This is a genomic window from Nonomuraea roseoviolacea subsp. carminata, assembly GCF_024172185.1.
Taxonomy (GTDB): Bacteria; Actinomycetota; Actinomycetes; order Streptosporangiales; family Streptosporangiaceae; genus Nonomuraea; species Nonomuraea roseoviolacea.
The window spans coordinates 5,554,993-5,569,286 of record NZ_JAMZEC010000001.1; the positions used below are offsets into that span (position 1 = coordinate 5,554,993).

General features: G+C 72.2%; 14 protein-coding genes. 9 read left to right on the forward strand and 5 right to left on the reverse strand.

Going from position 1 to position 14,294, the window contains the following annotated elements; all coding sequences use genetic code 11:
• Positions 1-38 precede the first annotated feature (38 nt).
• Positions 39-755: a FadR/GntR family transcriptional regulator gene (locus HD595_RS25705; protein WP_253773243.1), complete on the reverse strand. Its 717-nt coding sequence runs from the start codon at positions 753-755 to the stop codon at positions 39-41.
• Positions 756-934: 179 nt separating this feature from the next.
• Here HD595_RS25705 and HD595_RS25710 point away from each other — a divergent pair, with 179 nt between their 5' ends.
• The 7 genes from HD595_RS25710 to HD595_RS25740 all read left to right on the forward strand — a co-directional run bounded on the left by HD595_RS25710 (position 935) and on the right by HD595_RS25740 (position 9,251).
• Entirely contained in the window at positions 935-2,542 is a 1,608-nt protein-coding gene (locus HD595_RS25710; protein WP_253773245.1) for an ABC transporter substrate-binding protein, read from the forward strand.
• A 6-nt stretch (positions 2,543-2,548) separates the two neighbouring features.
• A complete protein-coding gene (locus tag HD595_RS25715) occupies positions 2,549-3,508 on the forward strand; it encodes an ABC transporter permease (RefSeq protein WP_253773247.1) in 960 nt (319 codons plus the stop codon).
• A complete protein-coding gene (locus HD595_RS25720; RefSeq protein ID WP_253773249.1) occupies positions 3,505-5,457 on the forward strand; it encodes a dipeptide/oligopeptide/nickel ABC transporter permease/ATP-binding protein in 1,953 nt (650 codons plus the stop codon). Before HD595_RS25715 ends, HD595_RS25720 begins: the two co-directional genes overlap by 4 nt.
• Positions 5,450-6,442 (forward strand): oligopeptide/dipeptide ABC transporter ATP-binding protein, encoded by a 993-nt coding sequence (locus tag HD595_RS25725; protein WP_308211234.1) that lies wholly within the window; start codon positions 5,450-5,452, stop codon positions 6,440-6,442. The genes HD595_RS25720 and HD595_RS25725 overlap by 8 nt, the downstream gene beginning before the upstream one ends.
• A 2-nt stretch (positions 6,443-6,444) precedes the next feature.
• Complete coding sequence (locus tag HD595_RS25730) at positions 6,445-7,398, forward strand: dihydrodipicolinate synthase family protein (RefSeq protein ID WP_253781313.1); 954 nt, start codon at positions 6,445-6,447, stop codon at positions 7,396-7,398.
• Between the two features lie 363 nt (positions 7,399-7,761).
• Complete coding sequence (locus HD595_RS25735; protein ID WP_253773251.1) at positions 7,762-8,346, forward strand: cysteine hydrolase family protein; 585 nt, start codon at positions 7,762-7,764, stop codon at positions 8,344-8,346.
• An 11-nt stretch (positions 8,347-8,357) separates the two neighbouring features.
• Positions 8,358-9,251 (forward strand): GlxA family transcriptional regulator, encoded by an 894-nt coding sequence (locus HD595_RS25740; RefSeq protein WP_253773252.1) that lies wholly within the window; start codon positions 8,358-8,360, stop codon positions 9,249-9,251.
• A 15-nt stretch (positions 9,252-9,266) separates the two neighbouring features.
• Here the strand turns inward: HD595_RS25740 and HD595_RS25745 are convergent, their stop codons facing one another.
• Positions 9,267-9,731, reverse strand: a complete 465-nt coding sequence (locus tag HD595_RS25745; protein ID WP_253773254.1) for a MarR family winged helix-turn-helix transcriptional regulator — start codon at positions 9,729-9,731, stop codon at positions 9,267-9,269.
• A 104-nt stretch (positions 9,732-9,835) separates the two neighbouring features.
• On the opposite strand from HD595_RS25745, the gene HD595_RS25750 reads away from it, so the two are divergent.
• Entirely contained in the window at positions 9,836-10,012 is a 177-nt protein-coding gene (locus tag HD595_RS25750; RefSeq protein ID WP_175593797.1) for a hypothetical protein, read from the forward strand.
• A 183-nt stretch (positions 10,013-10,195) separates the two neighbouring features.
• Positions 10,196-11,626, forward strand: a complete 1,431-nt coding sequence (gene rox / locus HD595_RS25755; RefSeq protein WP_253773256.1) for a rifampin monooxygenase — start codon at positions 10,196-10,198, stop codon at positions 11,624-11,626.
• A 118-nt stretch (positions 11,627-11,744) separates the two neighbouring features.
• Here rox and HD595_RS25760 read toward each other — a convergent pair whose 3' ends face one another.
• From HD595_RS25760 to HD595_RS25770, 3 genes are read right to left on the reverse strand one after another with little or no spacing between them, the layout of a single operon-like run.
• The gene (locus tag HD595_RS25760) at positions 11,745-12,335 is read right to left on the reverse strand and encodes a hypothetical protein (protein ID WP_253773258.1); all 591 of its coding nucleotides are present in this window, start codon (positions 12,333-12,335) and stop codon (positions 11,745-11,747) included.
• 57 nt (positions 12,336-12,392) lie between these two features.
• On the reverse strand, positions 12,393-12,947 hold the full coding sequence (locus HD595_RS25765) for a TIGR03086 family metal-binding protein (protein ID WP_253773260.1): 555 nt from the start codon (positions 12,945-12,947) through the stop codon (positions 12,393-12,395).
• A 60-nt stretch (positions 12,948-13,007) separates the two neighbouring features.
• Complete coding sequence (locus HD595_RS25770) at positions 13,008-14,249, reverse strand: alpha/beta hydrolase family protein (protein ID WP_253773262.1); 1,242 nt, start codon at positions 14,247-14,249, stop codon at positions 13,008-13,010.
• Between the last annotated feature and the right edge of the window lie 45 nt (positions 14,250-14,294).

Here is a 14,294-nt window from a genome sequence, read left to right on the forward strand (position 1 = left end):
CGTCCCGGCTCAATCCAGGAGAAATTTCCCGAGAAACCTCACTCCGGCGGGGCCGGGAGGCGCTCCAAGCGGTTGCGCACCCCCTCGAAGTGCGCTTGGACCGCGGCCGTGGCCGCCGCCCGGTCGCCGGCCGTGACCGCCGTCAGGATGTCGCGGTGCCGCCTGGCCACGTCCTCGGGCGTCTCGTCGGGTGTGCCGAGCTGGTCGCGGAGCTGGTGGTAGACGTCCCAGAACGCGCCGAGGAGCTGGCTGACCAGCGGGTTGCCGAGCGGCCGGTAGAGCAGGTCGTGGAAGAGCCGGTCGGTCTCCGGCGGGACCTCGCCGACCTCGGCCTCGGCCTCCATGCGTGCCATCACCTCGGTCACTGGCCCGAGGTCGGCCGCCGCGCCGAGGTCGATGAGGCGCAGCACCAGACCGCTCTCCAGCACCTCGCGGATGTCGGTCAGGTGGCCGAGGTGGTTGCGCCCGTCCTGGAGCGTGATGCGGCTGTGGAAGGCCAGCTCGTCCACCAGCCCGGCCAGCGACATGCGCCCGACGAACATGCCGAAGCCGTGACGGATCTCCACGATGCCCACGGCCTGGAGCGCCTTCAGCGCCTCCCGTACGGAGTTGCGGCTGATGGCCAGCTCCTCCATCAGCTCCGACTCGGTCGGCAGCGGGTCGCCCGCGACCAGCCCACGCCTGAGAATCAGGTCCTTGACGCCCTCCTGGGCCTCCACGGCCCGGCTGAGCCGGGAGCGCGGGACAGTCGTCATGAAAAATCCCTCTCTGGTAGGCGCTTAGGTAACATTCCGGAAATCTCCTGTTGACCTCAAGCGGCTCCCGCCTCTAGCGTCCACGTTACCCACAACATAGGACATGGGATGTCCCACGTTCTACCCATCGAGCCGCATCCAGCAAAGTGCGCGCTCACCTGTACCTCCAGGAGGCATCCGTGAGCCCTGACCTCAGCCGCCGCGACTTCCTGCGTTACAGCGGGGCAACGGGGGCCGCGGCGTTCGTCGCGGCCACCCTCTCCGCCTGTTCGGGAGGCCCGGCCTCCACCGGCTCGGTCGGGGCGGGCTCGAACAAGGATCTCATCACCGCCGTCATCGGGTACGGCAACGACCAGAGCTGGGACCCCACCCAGACCGCCTCCGCCTTCGCCATGGCCGGCATCACCCACATCTACGAGGGCCTGCTCGACACCGACCCGATCACCCGCGAGCCGTACCCGGCGCTGGCGACCGCGCTGCCGTCCGACCTGAACGCGACGAGCTGGAAGTTCACCCTGCGCGACGGCGCCAAGTGGCACGACGGGCAGCCCGTCACCGCCGACGACGTCGTCTTCACCTACCAGCGCGTCCTCGACCCCGAGGCCAACGTCCTCGTCGGCAACTTCTTCCGCTCCTGGCTCCAGGAGGTCAAGAAGATCGACGACAGGACCGTCGAGCTGGTCTTCAAGTTCGCCTTCCCCGACGCCGCCCCCCGGCTCACCATCGCCAAGATCATGCCCAAGCACGTCTTCGGCCAGCCCGGTGCCTGGGACGCGGCCAAGGGCGGCAAGGCCGTCGGCTCCGGCCCGTACAAGATGACCGCGCACAACCCCAAGTCCAACACCACCTTCGAGGCGTTCGACGGCTACAACGGCCCCCGCCCGGCCGCCGCCAAGAAGATGAACTGGCTGAGCATCGTCGACGCCTCCGCCCGCGTCGCCAAGATCTCCGGCGCCTCCGCCGAGGCGCAGATCGCCGACAACATCCCGTACGCCAACGTGGACCAGCTCAAGCAGCAGGGCCGCACGGTCGAGGGCGGCGCCGGCATGAACCACCTGTTCCTCATGTTCAACACCGGCGCCAAGCCGTTCGACGACGTCCGCGTCCGCCAGGCGCTGCACTACGCCATCGACAAGAAGAAGCTCATCGACGTGGCGCTCAAGGGCCACGGCACCGCCTCCAGCTCGTTCCTCAACGAGGGCCACCCCGACCACAAGCGGGCCGCGGTCGTCTACGACTACGACCCCGACAAGGCCAAGGCGCTGCTCAAGGAGGCCGGCGTCGCCAACCTGACGATCAACCTCATGTCGGTGAACGTGAGCTGGCTCGTGGACTGCCTGCCCACCATCGCCGCCTCCTGGGAGGCCATCGGCGTCAAGACCACGCTGGAGCCGCAGGACACCGCCGCCCTGTTCGCCAAGATGGACCAGTTCCAGGACTACCAGGTGGTCGCCGCCGCCTCGAACCCCAACCAGTTCGGCATGGACGCCGACCTGATCATGCGCTACAACTACGTCTCCGGCGGCCTGTGGATGAAGTACAGCCACTTCGAGGGCAGCAAGGCGGCCAAGGCGCTGTTCCCCCTGATGGACGAGGCCACCAAGGAGCCCGACAAGGCGAAGAAGAGCGAGCTGCTGCACAAGTACCTCGACCTGATCGCCGAGCAGGCCGTCGTCTACCCGGTCGTCCACACCGAGCTGATGACCGCCTGGGACCCCAAGAAGCTCACCGGTGTGCGCGCCCAGCCGTACCCGGGGATCAACCTCCTCCAGACCAAGCGCGTCTGAGCCGCCATGGTCCTCATCGCCCGCCTGCTCGCCCGGCGCGTCCTCATCCTGGTGCCCCTGGTGCTGGGGGTCGTCGCGTTCGTGTTCATCGTGATGCGCTTCTCCAACAACAAGCCGGAGTACGCGTACTTCCAGGGCGCGAACCCGACCCCCGAGCAGATCCACCAGTTCCAGCTCGAGAACGGCCTGCTCGACCCGCTGCCGCTGCGCTACCTGCGCTTCGTCGCCGACCTGGCGCGCGGCGACATGGGCACCAGCGTGCTCACCCGCAAGCCGGTCATCGAGTCGGTGACGACGGCGCTGCCGCTGACGCTCCAGCTCACGTTCCTCGGCCTGGCCGTGGCCGTCGTGCTGGGGCTGGTCTTCGGCGTGACCGGCGCGCTGTTCCGCGACCGCTGGCCGGACCAGGTCATCCGCGTCGTGTCGCTGGTGGGCGTCGCGGCGCCGGCGTTCTGGCTGGCGCTGCTGCTGATCCAGTGGCTGGCGGTCGGCGAGGGCCTGTTCCCGACCGGCGGCTACATCAACCCCGCCGACTCCTTCACCGGCTGGCTGCGCTCGATGACGCTGCCCGCCCTGTCGCTGTCGCTGCCGGTCGCCGCCCAGCTCACCCGCGTCATCCGCACCTCCATGGTCGAGGAGCTGGACCGCGACTACGTGCGCACGGCCATCGGCAGCGGCCTGCCGCCCGTCGTCGTGGTCGGCCGCAACGTGCTGCGCAACGCGCTCATCAACCCGCTGACCGTGCTCGGCCTGCGCATCGGCTACCTCATCGGCGGCACCGTCGTCATCGAGCAGATCTACGGCCTGCCCGGCATGGGCCAGCTCATGATCAACGCGGTGCGCGACGGCGACCCGGCCGTGGTGCAGGGCGTCGTGCTGACGATCGCGGTCGGCTTCATGGTCGTCAACCTCGCCGTCGACATCCTCTACCTGCTCGTCAACCCCCGCCTGAGGAGCGCCGCATGAGACGTGCCCTGGGGGAGCGCCTGTCCAGGCCCGGCATCGGCTTCCGCCGGCTGCGCCCGCTGTCGTGGGCGGCCGTCGCCGTCATCGCGCTCGTCGTGCTCGCCGCCCTGTTCGCGCCCTGGATCGCGCCCCACTCCCCGTACGTCCAGGAGGCCGCCGGCGGCGGCCCGTCCGCCGCGCACTGGATGGGCCTCGACAGCGCCAACCGCGACATCCTGTCCCGGCTGCTGTACGGGGCGCGCTGGTCGCTGATCATCGGCCTCGGCGCGACCGGCCTCGCGCTGGTCGCCGGCGCGCTCGTCGGCGCCGTCGCGGCCACCTCCCGCCGGGCCGTGGACGAGACGCTCATGCGGGTGCTCGACGTCATCATGGCCTTCCCGGGCATCGCGCTGGCCGCCGTGCTGGTCGCCGTGTTCGGCGGCAGCATCCCCGTGCTGGTCATGGCCATCGCGTTCCTCTACATGCCGTCCGTGGCCCGCGTCGTGCGGGCCAACGTGCTCGCCCAGTACGGCGAGGACTACGTCGCGGCCGAGCGCGTCATCGGCGCCCGCACCCCGCACATCCTGCTGCGGCACGTGGCGGTCAACTGCGCGGCGCCCGTGCTGGTGTTCTGCACCGTCATGGTGGCCGACGCGATCGTGCTGGAGGCGTCGCTGTCGTTCATCGGCGCCGGCGTCCGCCCGCCGAACCCGTCGTGGGGCAGCGTCATCGCCGACGGCAAGAACCTCGTGCTGCTCGGCGGCTGGTGGGCCACGGTCTTCCCCGGCCTGCTCATCCTCGTCACCGTGCTGGCCCTGAACATCCTGTCCGAGGGCGTCTCCGACGCCTGGGCCGCCCCCGCCGCCACGCGGGCGGCGCCCGTCGCCGACGACCCCGTCGAGCGCGCCGAGCCCGGCTCCGGCGAGCCCGTCGAGCTGCCCGGCCTGGCCGAGGCCGCCCGCCGCCTCGCCGAGCGGGCCCGCCCGCTGCCCTCCGGCCCGCCCATCCTGTCGGTGGAACGGCTGCGCATCGGCTTCACCGAGGGCGTGGACATCGTGGACGGCATCGCCTTCGACGTACGGCCCGGCGAGGTGCTCGGCCTGGTCGGCGAGTCGGGATGCGGCAAGTCGCTGACCGCCCTGACCATCATGGGCCTGCAGCCCCGCGAGGCCCGCGTCAGCGGCCACGTCCGCTTCGACCAGAAGGAACTGCTCGCCCTGCCGCGCAAGGCCCGCCGCCGGCTGCTCGGCCACGACATGGCGATGATCTACCAGGACGCCCTGTCGTCCCTGAACCCCGCCATGACCATCAAGGCCCAGCTCCGGCAGGTCACCCGCCGCGGCGGCCGGCGCACCCCCGCCGAGCTGCTGGAGCTGGTCGGCCTCGACGCCGGCCGTACCCTGTCGGCCTACCCCCACGAGCTGTCCGGCGGGCAGCGGCAGCGGGTGCTCATCGCGATGGCGCTGTCGCGCGAGCCGAAGCTGATCGTCGCCGACGAGCCCACCACCGCGCTCGACGTGACCGTGCAGGCCCAGGTCATCGAGCTGCTGCTGCGGCTGCGCGAGGAGCTGGGGTTCGCGCTGATCCTCGTCTCCCACGACCTCGCGCTCGTCGCCGACGTCACCGACCGGGTCGTCGTCATGTACGGCGGGCAGATCGTCGAGACCGGCGCCACGCCCGCCCTCGTCGGCGCGCCCGCCCACCACTACGCCCGCGGGCTGCTCGGCTCCGTGCTGTCGCTGGAGTCGGGCGCCGAGCGGCTCACCCAGATCCGCGGCGTCGTCCCGCCGCCCTCGGGCTTCCCCGCCGGATGCCGCTTCGCCGACCGGTGCCCGATGGCCGGCGCCAGGTGCTGGACCGACGCGCCGCCGCTGGAGGGCGACGCGCACCGGCACGCGTACGCCTGCCACCATCCGGCGACCGGACAGCCGGCCGACCTGGAGACCGCGGGGAGTGACCAGCGTGCTTGAGCTCAACGACGTCCACGTCGTCCACAAGGCGCGCACCGGCGGGCTGTTCTCCCGCGACCGCGTCCACGCCCTGACCGGCGCGAGCCTGACCGTCGCCCCCGGCGAGACCGTGGGCGTGGTGGGGGAGTCCGGCTGCGGCAAGTCCACCCTGGCCCGGGTCCTCGTCGGGCTGCAACGGCCCACGTCCGGCACCGTGTCCCTGAACGGCCGCGACCTGTGGGCCATGAGCGACGCCGAGCGCCGCGCCGCCGTCGGGACCGGCGTCGGCATGGTGTTCCAGGACCCGTCCACGGCGCTCAACCGGCGGCTGCCCGTCCGGCAGGTCCTGCGCGACCCGCTCGACGTCCACCGGCGCGGCACCCCCGCCGAGCGCGACGCCCGCGTCCGCGAACTCCTCGGCCTCGTCGGGCTGCCCGCCTCCGTCGCCGACGCCCTGCCCGGCCGGCTGTCCGGCGGCCAGCGCCAGCGCGTCGCCGTCGCCCGGGCCCTCGCGCTGGAGCCCGCCCTGCTCGTCGCCGACGAGCCGACCAGCGCCCTCGACGTCTCCGTCCGGGCCCAGATCCTCAACCTGCTGCTCGACCTCAAGGACCGGCTCGGCCTGGCCATGGTGTTCGTCTCCCACGACATCCAGACGGTCAGGCGCATGAGCGACCGGGTGGTCAGCATGTACCTGGGACGGATCGTGGAGCAGGCGCCGGCCCGGGCCGTGCCCCGCGGCGCCCGCCACCCGTACACCCGGGCCCTGTTCTCCGCGACGCCCGGCCTGATCTCGCCCATCACGCCGATCCCGCTGACCGGAGCCGTGCCCTCGGCCACCCGGCCGCCGAGCGGGTGCCCGTTCCGTACCCGCTGCTGGCGCGCGGACGACACGTGCGCGGCGGCCTGGCCCGAGGCCACCCCCGACGGCGACGACCACCTCTTCCACTGCCACCACCCGGTGGCGGCGGGAGCGACCGACCTCGACCTGATCCAGGAGCGCTCGTGACGATGCCCGACCCCGCCGGACCCGCCTCGACCCCCGCCGCCGGCGGGCCGAGCGCCCTGACGGGGGTGATCCCGCCGGTGTGCACCCCGATGACCCCCGACCACGAGGTGGACACCCGCTCCCTCACCCGGCTCGTCGACCACCTGCTGGCCGGAGGCGTGGACGCGCTGTTCGTGCTCGGCTCGTCGTCCGAGGTGGCCTACCTGCCCGACGCCCACCGGCGCGCGGTGCTGGACACCGTCGTGGGGCACGTGGCCGGGCAGGTGCCGGTGCTCGCCGGGGTCATCGACATGACCACGCCCCGGGTCCTCGACCACGCCCGGACCGCGCTGGACGCGGGCGTGTCGGGGCTGGTCGCCACGGCGCCCTTCTACACGCGTACGCACCCGGAGGAGATCCGCACCCACTTCCGGCTCATCGCCGCGCGGACCGGCCTGCCGCTGTACGCCTACGACCTGCCGGTGTCGGTCCACACCAAGCTCCCGGCCGCGCTGCTGCTGGAGCTGGCCGCCGAGGGCGTGCTGGCCGGGGTCAAGGACTCCAGCGGCGACGACGGCGGCCTGCGCGAGGTCATCCTGGGCCGGGTCCCCGGCTTCAGCGTGCTGACCGGGTCGGAGGTGACGGTCGACTCGGCCCTGTGGATGGGCGCGGACGGGGTCGTACCGGGCCTGGGCAACGTGGACCCCCACGGCTACGTCCGGCTGGCCGCCTGCGCGGGCCGCGGCGAGTGGGAGGCGGCGCGGCAGGAACAGGAGCGACTGGTACGGCTCTTCGAGATCGTCCGGGTGGGGGGCGCGCGCATGGGCGGCAGCTCGTCGGGGCTGGGCGCCTTCAAGGCGGCGCTGTACCTCCGGGGGATCATCGACTGCCCGGTGACGGCGCCCCCGCAGGTGCCGCTGAACGACGACGAGATCGCTAGCGTGGGCAAGCACCTGGCGGCGGCCGGACTGCTCTGACCGCATTCCCGAAGGTCGCAGGCTTCAAAAGCAAGGTCCTCCCCAGGGCGCGCTTCGCGCGACGGGGCTCGGGCTGTGACAGTGGGGGAGCCGAGCTCCCCCACACCCCCTGGCCGGGGGCCTCCGGCCCCCGGACCCCCGAGCGCCGGCCACTTCGACGGCGGACGGCGGGTCGCTGACGGCGTCACTGAACCCGAGAGTCGGCTGGGGAACGGCAGAGTAAGGGGGCAAGCGGGAGCTGAAGCTTTCAGAGAGCCGGCCCGACTGAGCACACCGAGAGCCGGGCGGCGCTGACCGGATCGTTCCGCAGCCTGACCGGTTCACGCCTTCAGTCCTGGCCCCGCACCGCTCCACCCTTGAGGGGTGAACAACGCACTCGTCGTCATCGACGTCCAGGAGTCCTTCCGGCAGTTGCCGGACTGGGAGTTCGTGTCGCAGCCGGACATCGTCGGACAGGTCAACCGCCTGGTCACCGCAGCCCGTGACCAGGGCGACCTGGTGGTGTGGGTGCTCGGCTCCCGGCCGGGGTCCGGCACCGTGTTCGATCCGGCGCAGGGGCACGTCCGCCTGATGGACGGGCTCGAGTCGCACCCGGGCGAGCCGCTCATCACCAAGACCGCGCACAATGCCTTCACCACCACGAACCTGCACCAGATCCTCACCAGTCGGGGCATCCGGCAGTTGACCGTGTGCGGCATCCGTACCGAGCAGTGCTGCGAAACCACCACCCGGATCGCCTCCGACCTCGGCTTCGACGTCGTCTTCGCCACCGACGCCACAGCGACCACCCCCATCCCGCACCGCGACGCGCGGCAGGACCTGCCGTTCTCGCGGCTGGTGAGCGACCCGCGGACGCTGGGCGTCGCCGAGATCGTCGCGCGCACCGAGTACGCGCTCGCGGGCCGGTTCGCCGCCATCCGCACCGTCGACGAACTGGTCGGGGCATAGGCTCGGCGGCTATGCCCCGGGTCGTCTTCCTGCTCATCCCACGAGTGCACCTGCTCGACGTGGCCGGGCCGGCCCAGGTCTTCTCCACGGCGGCCGACCTCGGCCACGAGCACGCCCTGTCGTACGTGGCCGAGGACACGCCCGTCGCCACCGTGCAAGGAGTGCCCCTGCACGCCGAGCGGGCATGGCCCGACCTGGAGCCGGACGATCTCGTCATCGTGCCGGGCTGGCGCGGCCCGACCCGCATGGCCGGCGCGGACACCTTGCACCGGCTGCGCGAGCATCACGCGGCCGGCGGCACCGTGGCGGGCATCTGCGCGGGCGCCGACGCACTCGGCCGGGCCGGCCTGCTCGACGGCCGCCGCTGTACGACCCACCACGCGACCCAGGACGAGCTCGCCCGCCTCTATCCGAGGGCCGAGGTCGTGCGCGACGCGCTCTACGTCGAGGACGAGCGGGTGGTGACCTCGGCGGGTGTGGCCAGCGGCATCGACGTGGCGCTCCACCTGCTGAGCACCAGGCGCGGGCCGTACGCCGCCAGCCAGGTGGCCCGCGCCATGGTGGTGTACGGCCGCCGTCAGGGAGCCTCGCCACAGATCAGCGCGCTGCTCCGGCACCGCGGTCACAATGACGACACCGTGCATCGCCTTCAGGACCTGATCGACGCGCGTTTCACCCAACGGCTCACGCTCTCGACGCTGGCCGACGCCGTCGGGTGCAGCGAACGGACGGTCACCCGGCTCTTCCGGCATGCCACCGGCCTCACGCCTCTGGCCTACCAGACCGCTCTGCGGCTGGAACGGGCCGAACACCTCCTCGGGCAGGGCGCGACGACCGAGACGGCCGCCCGTGAGGCCGGCTTCGGCGACCCACGGATGCTGCGTCGCCTGCGCGCCCGCATGTAGGAGGCCTTTGAGAGCTCAGTCGTCGCGGTGCCCGGGATCGCCGGTGCCGCGTGCGGCCGCGATCACCCGCATCAGCGCCTTGTGCAGGTCCTGCAGCTCCTCCAGGCTCATGCCGAGCCGGGCCACGATCGCCGGCGGGATCTTCTCCGCCTCCGCCCGCAACGCCCGGCCGGCCGGGGTGAGGGTCACGCACAGCGCCCGCTCGTCCTTGCTGTCGCGTTCGCGGTTGATGTAGCCGAGGGCCTGGAGCCGTTTGAGCAGGGGCGACAGCGTGCCCGGGTCGAGCTGGAGCAGTTCGCCCAGCTCCTTGACCGACAGGGGTTCGTACTGCCAGAGGGCGAGCATCGCCAGGTACTGCGGGTGGGTCAGCCCGAAGGGCTGCAGCAGTGGGCGGTACAGGCCGATCACGCTCCGTGAGGCGATGCTGAGCGCGAAGCACACCTGCCGGTCCAGGGCCAGCAGGTCTGTGGGGTCTGTCACAGGCTCCATCTGTGGCGCCTCCGGGCACGCATGGTAACTTAGTTGGTGTACAAACTATTATCGCCCCAACAGATACCGCGCAAACCGTGTGGAGGGACGCCGCCGTGTTCTATCGCAAGCCGCTGGAGGAGCGCATCGCCGAGCGCCAGGCCCAGATGCGGCCCCTGAAGGAGGGCAAGCACTTCGAGCACGGTCCGGCCAAGTTCATCTTCATCACGCTGATCGTCGTGGTCGTGCTCATGCACACCGTCGGGCTGGCCATCGCCATGCACTTCGCCTGAGGAAGGCGGCTCGCACGCGGCGACGCCGACCCGGCCCCGTGAAAGGAAAATGGCAAGGAGCGGAAATGATTCCCCTTGCCATTTTCACTGTATAGCACAACTGGGGGCTTGCGGCAAGACCCGGGTCGTCCCGCAGAATGCACCAGCCGGAGCCAGGACCAGGCCCGGCGGAACGGGGGACTCGTGATCGACGTGATCATCGCCGGCGGTGGGCCGACCGGTCTGATGCTGGCAAGTGAGCTGCGGCTGCACGGTGTGCGCACGCTCGTCCTGGAGAAGGAGGCGGCGCCGGCCCCCTACGTCCGCGCGCTCGGCCTGCACGTGCGCAGCATCGAGGTGATGGACCAGCGGGGCCTGCTGGAGCGGTTCCTCGCGAACGGCAGGCAGTTCCCGGTCGGCGGCTCCTTCGCCGGCATCGACAAGCCCATGCCCGAGGGGCTGGACACCGCGCATCCCTACGTCCTCGCCATTCCGCAGACCACCACCGACCGCCTGCTGGCCGAGCGCGCCGCCGAGCTGGGGGCGGAGATCCGGCGCGGCTGCGAGCTGGTCGGGCTGGCCCAGGACGAGCACGGGGTGACCGCCGAGCTGGCCGACGGCACGTCCCTGCGCTCGCGATGGCTCGTGGGCTGCGACGGCGGCCGCAGCACCGTGCGCAAGCTGCTCGGCGTCGGCTTCCCCGGCGAGCCGACCCGGGTCGAGACGCTGCTGGGCGAGATGGAGGTGACCGCGCCGCCGGAGACGGTGGCCGCCGTGGTGGCCGAGATCCGCGCCACCCAGAAGCGGTTCGGCCTCGGGCCCATGGGGGACGGGGTGTACCGCGTCCTCGTGCCCGCGGCGGGGGTGGCCGGGGACCGCTCGGCCCCGCCGGCGTTCGAGGAGTTCAAGCAGCAGCTCCGGGCGATCGCCGGCACCGACTTCGGCGTGCACTCGCCGCGCTGGCTCTCCCGCTTCGGCGACGCCACCCGGCAGGCCGAGCGCTACCGGACCGGCCGGGTGCTGCTGGCCGGCGACGCGGCGCACATCCACCCGCCGGTCGGCGGGCAGGGGCTCAACCTGGGCATCCAGGACGCGTTCAACCTCGGCTGGAAGCTGGCGGCCGAGGTCGCCGGCTGGGCGCCGGACGGACTGCTGGACAGCTACCACTCCGAACGCCACCCGGTGGCCGCCGACGTGCTGGACAGCACCCGCGCGCAGATGGAGCTCCTGTCGCCCGAGCCGGGCGTCCAGGCGGTGCGCCGGCTGCTGGCGGAGCTGATGCGCTTCGACGACGTGAGCAGGTACCTGACCGAGAAGATCATCGCGATCGGGGTCCGCTACGACTTCGGCGCGGGGCACGAACTGCTCGGCCGGCGGATGCGCGACCTCGATCTGAAGCGGGGCCGCCTCTACGAGCTGACGCACGCCGGCCGCGGGCTGCTGCTCGACCAGACCGGCCGGCTCTCGGCCGCGGGATGGGCGGACCGGGTCGACCACGTCGTCGACGGCAGCGAGGAGCTGGACGTGCCCGCCGCGCTGCTGCGGCCCGACGGCCACGTCGCGTGGGTCGGCGAGGACCAGCGAGACCTGCTCGACCACATGTCCCGGTGGTTCGGCGCCCCCGTCGCCTCCTGACGCCACGAGGTTCGTGGACGTCCTGGTCCCCGCCGCGGGGCGACACAGCGGTGTCGCCCCGCGGTGACCGACGGCGGCTCCCGTGCGCCTTCGGCCGACAATGTGGAAGCAGGCGCGGTCAGGACACCTTGACGCCAGCGATGATCTTGTCGAGGTCGCCGAGGTGCGGCCGGCCGGCCATCACGGTGACGACGACTCCCTCGCGCTCCACCCAGCCGGTGTAGCGCCCGGCGCCGAGCGCGCCGTCGCCGAGCTTGGTCAGCACCTGGCGACCGCCGATCGTCCTCGTCTTCACGCCACTCGTGAAGGTCCCCAGGGTGACGGGGAGCTTCTTCAGGTCCGCGAGTTCGCGGGCTCCCGGCCAGCACACCACGCGCACCCACAGGAACCGGCGCTTGAGGTCGATCTCGCTTCGGTCATCCGTCCACTGGTAGCCGTACTCGGTGACGCCGTGGTGCTTCTGAGCGACGACCTGGCCGTGGGTGAAGCCCTTGGGGATGTACCCGACGTGGACTCCCTTGAGGGCGGTGGCGCCCTTCGCGGGCTTGTCCTCCTTGGCGTCGTAGGAGCGCTTGATCTCGGCCTTGCTCGGGGCAGGGCACCCGGTCGCGGTCATGGCGGCCGCCGCGTGGGCCGACGGGGCGTGGAGTGTCGCCGCCGCCACGAGGGACACGGCGGCCAGCGTCAGAGTCTTGTTGATCGCTTTCATGTAGGAGTTGGATGCACCAGGGGCGGCTGAGGTTCGCCGGGGAGAGCGAGTCGCGGGTCATCGGCCGAGGAAGGCCAGGAGCCGCCGGTGGGCGGGGGCGTCGCCGGCCACCGGGACCGCGGGGCCGAACATGCCGGGGCGGCGGAAGGCGTCGAAGTCCATGCCGCGCATGACCGTGAGCAGCTCGCCGCACAGCTCGTCGTCGGCGAGGTGTTCCTGGCCGGTGGCGAGCGCCAGGTCGACGCCGTGCACGAGGACCTCGGTGAGGTGGATGAGCGCGGCCATCGGCCCCGGCACCTCGCCGAACCCCAGCCGCACGGTGGTGGCCAGGGCGTCCGGGCGGTGCCAGGCGGCGCGGTCGAGGCCGGCCGCGACGGCGTAGGCGGCCCGCGGGTCGGCGCCGAGCCAGTCGTCCTCGTGCGCGCCGCCGGCGTCGGTGCCGGTGAGCTCGGCGGCGAAGATCCGCATGCCGCCGACCAGATGGTTGAGCTCGGTACGCACGTCCCACCCGGGGCACGGGGAGGCGGCGGTGAGCCGGTCGTGGGCGATGCCCCCGACGACGGCGGCGGTCATGTCGAGGGCGCGGTCGATCTGGTCGATCACGGTGGTCATGGCGGGGTCCTCCGATGGGTGCGGGTCAGGGTGCTGCTCAGAGAGCCGGGGACCGGCGGGTCAGGGTGCTGCTCGGAGAGCCGGGGCCCGGCGCGTCAGGGCGTCGTCGAGCCAGTCGTAGACGCGGGCGAAGGCCAGGCGCTGGGCACCGGACTGGCAGTGGGCGTCGGCGCCCTGGCCCGCGGTGAACCCCAGCAGCGTCCTGGGGCAGGTCAGGTGCTCGTACAGCTGCTCGGGCTGGCCCCGGAAGAAGCCGTCGTCGGCGCCCGCGCACACCAGCGTGGGGCAGGAGATCTTCTCGGCGACGCCGTCGCGCAGGTGGTAGTCGAGGTAGGCGGCGCCGAACGCGCGCGGGGTGGTGACGTTCAGGGCGAACATGCCGTGCTCGACGGCCCAGCGCAGCATCGGGCTGCCGGCCATGGCCTCCGCCAGCATCGCGTCCAGCTCCGGGTCGTGGTCGGCGCGCAGCCGGCGCTCGGCCTCCGCGCGCGGCAGCGGGATGCCGGCGGTGGCGATGTCCCCGAGGTCGTAGACGCCGTCCAGGCAGACGAGCGCGGCGACGCGGTCGTCGAAGGCGGCGGCGCGCGGCGCGAGCAGCCCGCCCATGCTCGCGCCGAGCAGGGCGACGCGGGACGGGTCCACCTCGGGACGCGTCACGGCGTGATCGATGACGGGGCCGACGACCTTCTCCCAGTCGGGACGGAACCCGAGGCCCTGGCGGTGCCGGGTGCCGGGCTGGCCGGGGCCGTCGAAGGCGAGGACGGTGTGGCCGCGCTCGGCCGCCGCCGCGGCGCCGAAGAAGTGCATCTCCTCCACGGTGCCGTCGAAGCCGTTGAACATGACCACGGTCGGTCGGGCGGTTCCGGAGTCGTCGGCCCGGTACAGGTAGCCGGGCAGGACGGTGCCCTCGTACGGGATCTCGACGGGCTCGACGGCCGGGGTGAACAGCGCGGCGGCCTCGCGGAAGCAGGCGACCGAGGCGTCGTAGGCGTGCCGGATGCGCGGGTCGGCGGGGTCGCCGTGCAGGAAGAACTCGGCGGAGCGGTAGTAGTTCGACGCCCGCAGGAAGGCGTCGCGGGCGCTGACCCGGTGCCCGCCCTCCAGGGCCGCCCGGCCCTTGCCGGCCACGCTGTCGGCGGTGGCCAGCCACGCGTCGTGCCAGCTGTCGTAGTCGCCGGGGATGATCCGCTCGCACGTGGTGACGACCTCGCCGAAGTCGGCGCCGCCGTACGCGATGTGCCCGAAGCTGCGCAGGGTCTCGTACCAGAAGCTCGGGTTGCCGGGGAAGAGAAGAGGCTCCATGTCCACTCCTAAAGCAGTCGGTGGCTGCGTTTAGGACTGTAGGAC

Bases quoted from the DNA above. Each gene is read 5' to 3' on its own strand.
- HD595_RS25705 (WP_253773243.1), bottom strand. From the start codon at position 755: ATGACGACTGTCCCGCGCTCCCGGCTCAGCCGGGCCGTGGAGGCCCAG.
- HD595_RS25715 (WP_253773247.1), top strand. From the start codon at position 2,549: ATGGTCCTCATCGCCCGCCTGCTCGCCCGGCGCGTCCTCATCCTGGTG.
- HD595_RS25720 (WP_253773249.1), top strand. From the start codon at position 3,505: ATGAGACGTGCCCTGGGGGAGCGCCTGTCCAGGCCCGGCATCGGCTTC.
- HD595_RS25730 (WP_253781313.1), top strand. From the start codon at position 6,445: ATGCCCGACCCCGCCGGACCCGCCTCGACCCCCGCCGCCGGCGGGCCG.
- HD595_RS25740 (WP_253773252.1), top strand. From the start codon at position 8,358: ATGCCCCGGGTCGTCTTCCTGCTCATCCCACGAGTGCACCTGCTCGAC.
- HD595_RS25760 (WP_253773258.1), bottom strand. From the start codon at position 12,335: ATGAAAGCGATCAACAAGACTCTGACGCTGGCCGCCGTGTCCCTCGTG.
- HD595_RS25765 (WP_253773260.1), bottom strand. From the start codon at position 12,947: ATGACCACCGTGATCGACCAGATCGACCGCGCCCTCGACATGACCGCC.
- HD595_RS25770 (WP_253773262.1), bottom strand. From the start codon at position 14,249: ATGGAGCCTCTTCTCTTCCCCGGCAACCCGAGCTTCTGGTACGAGACC.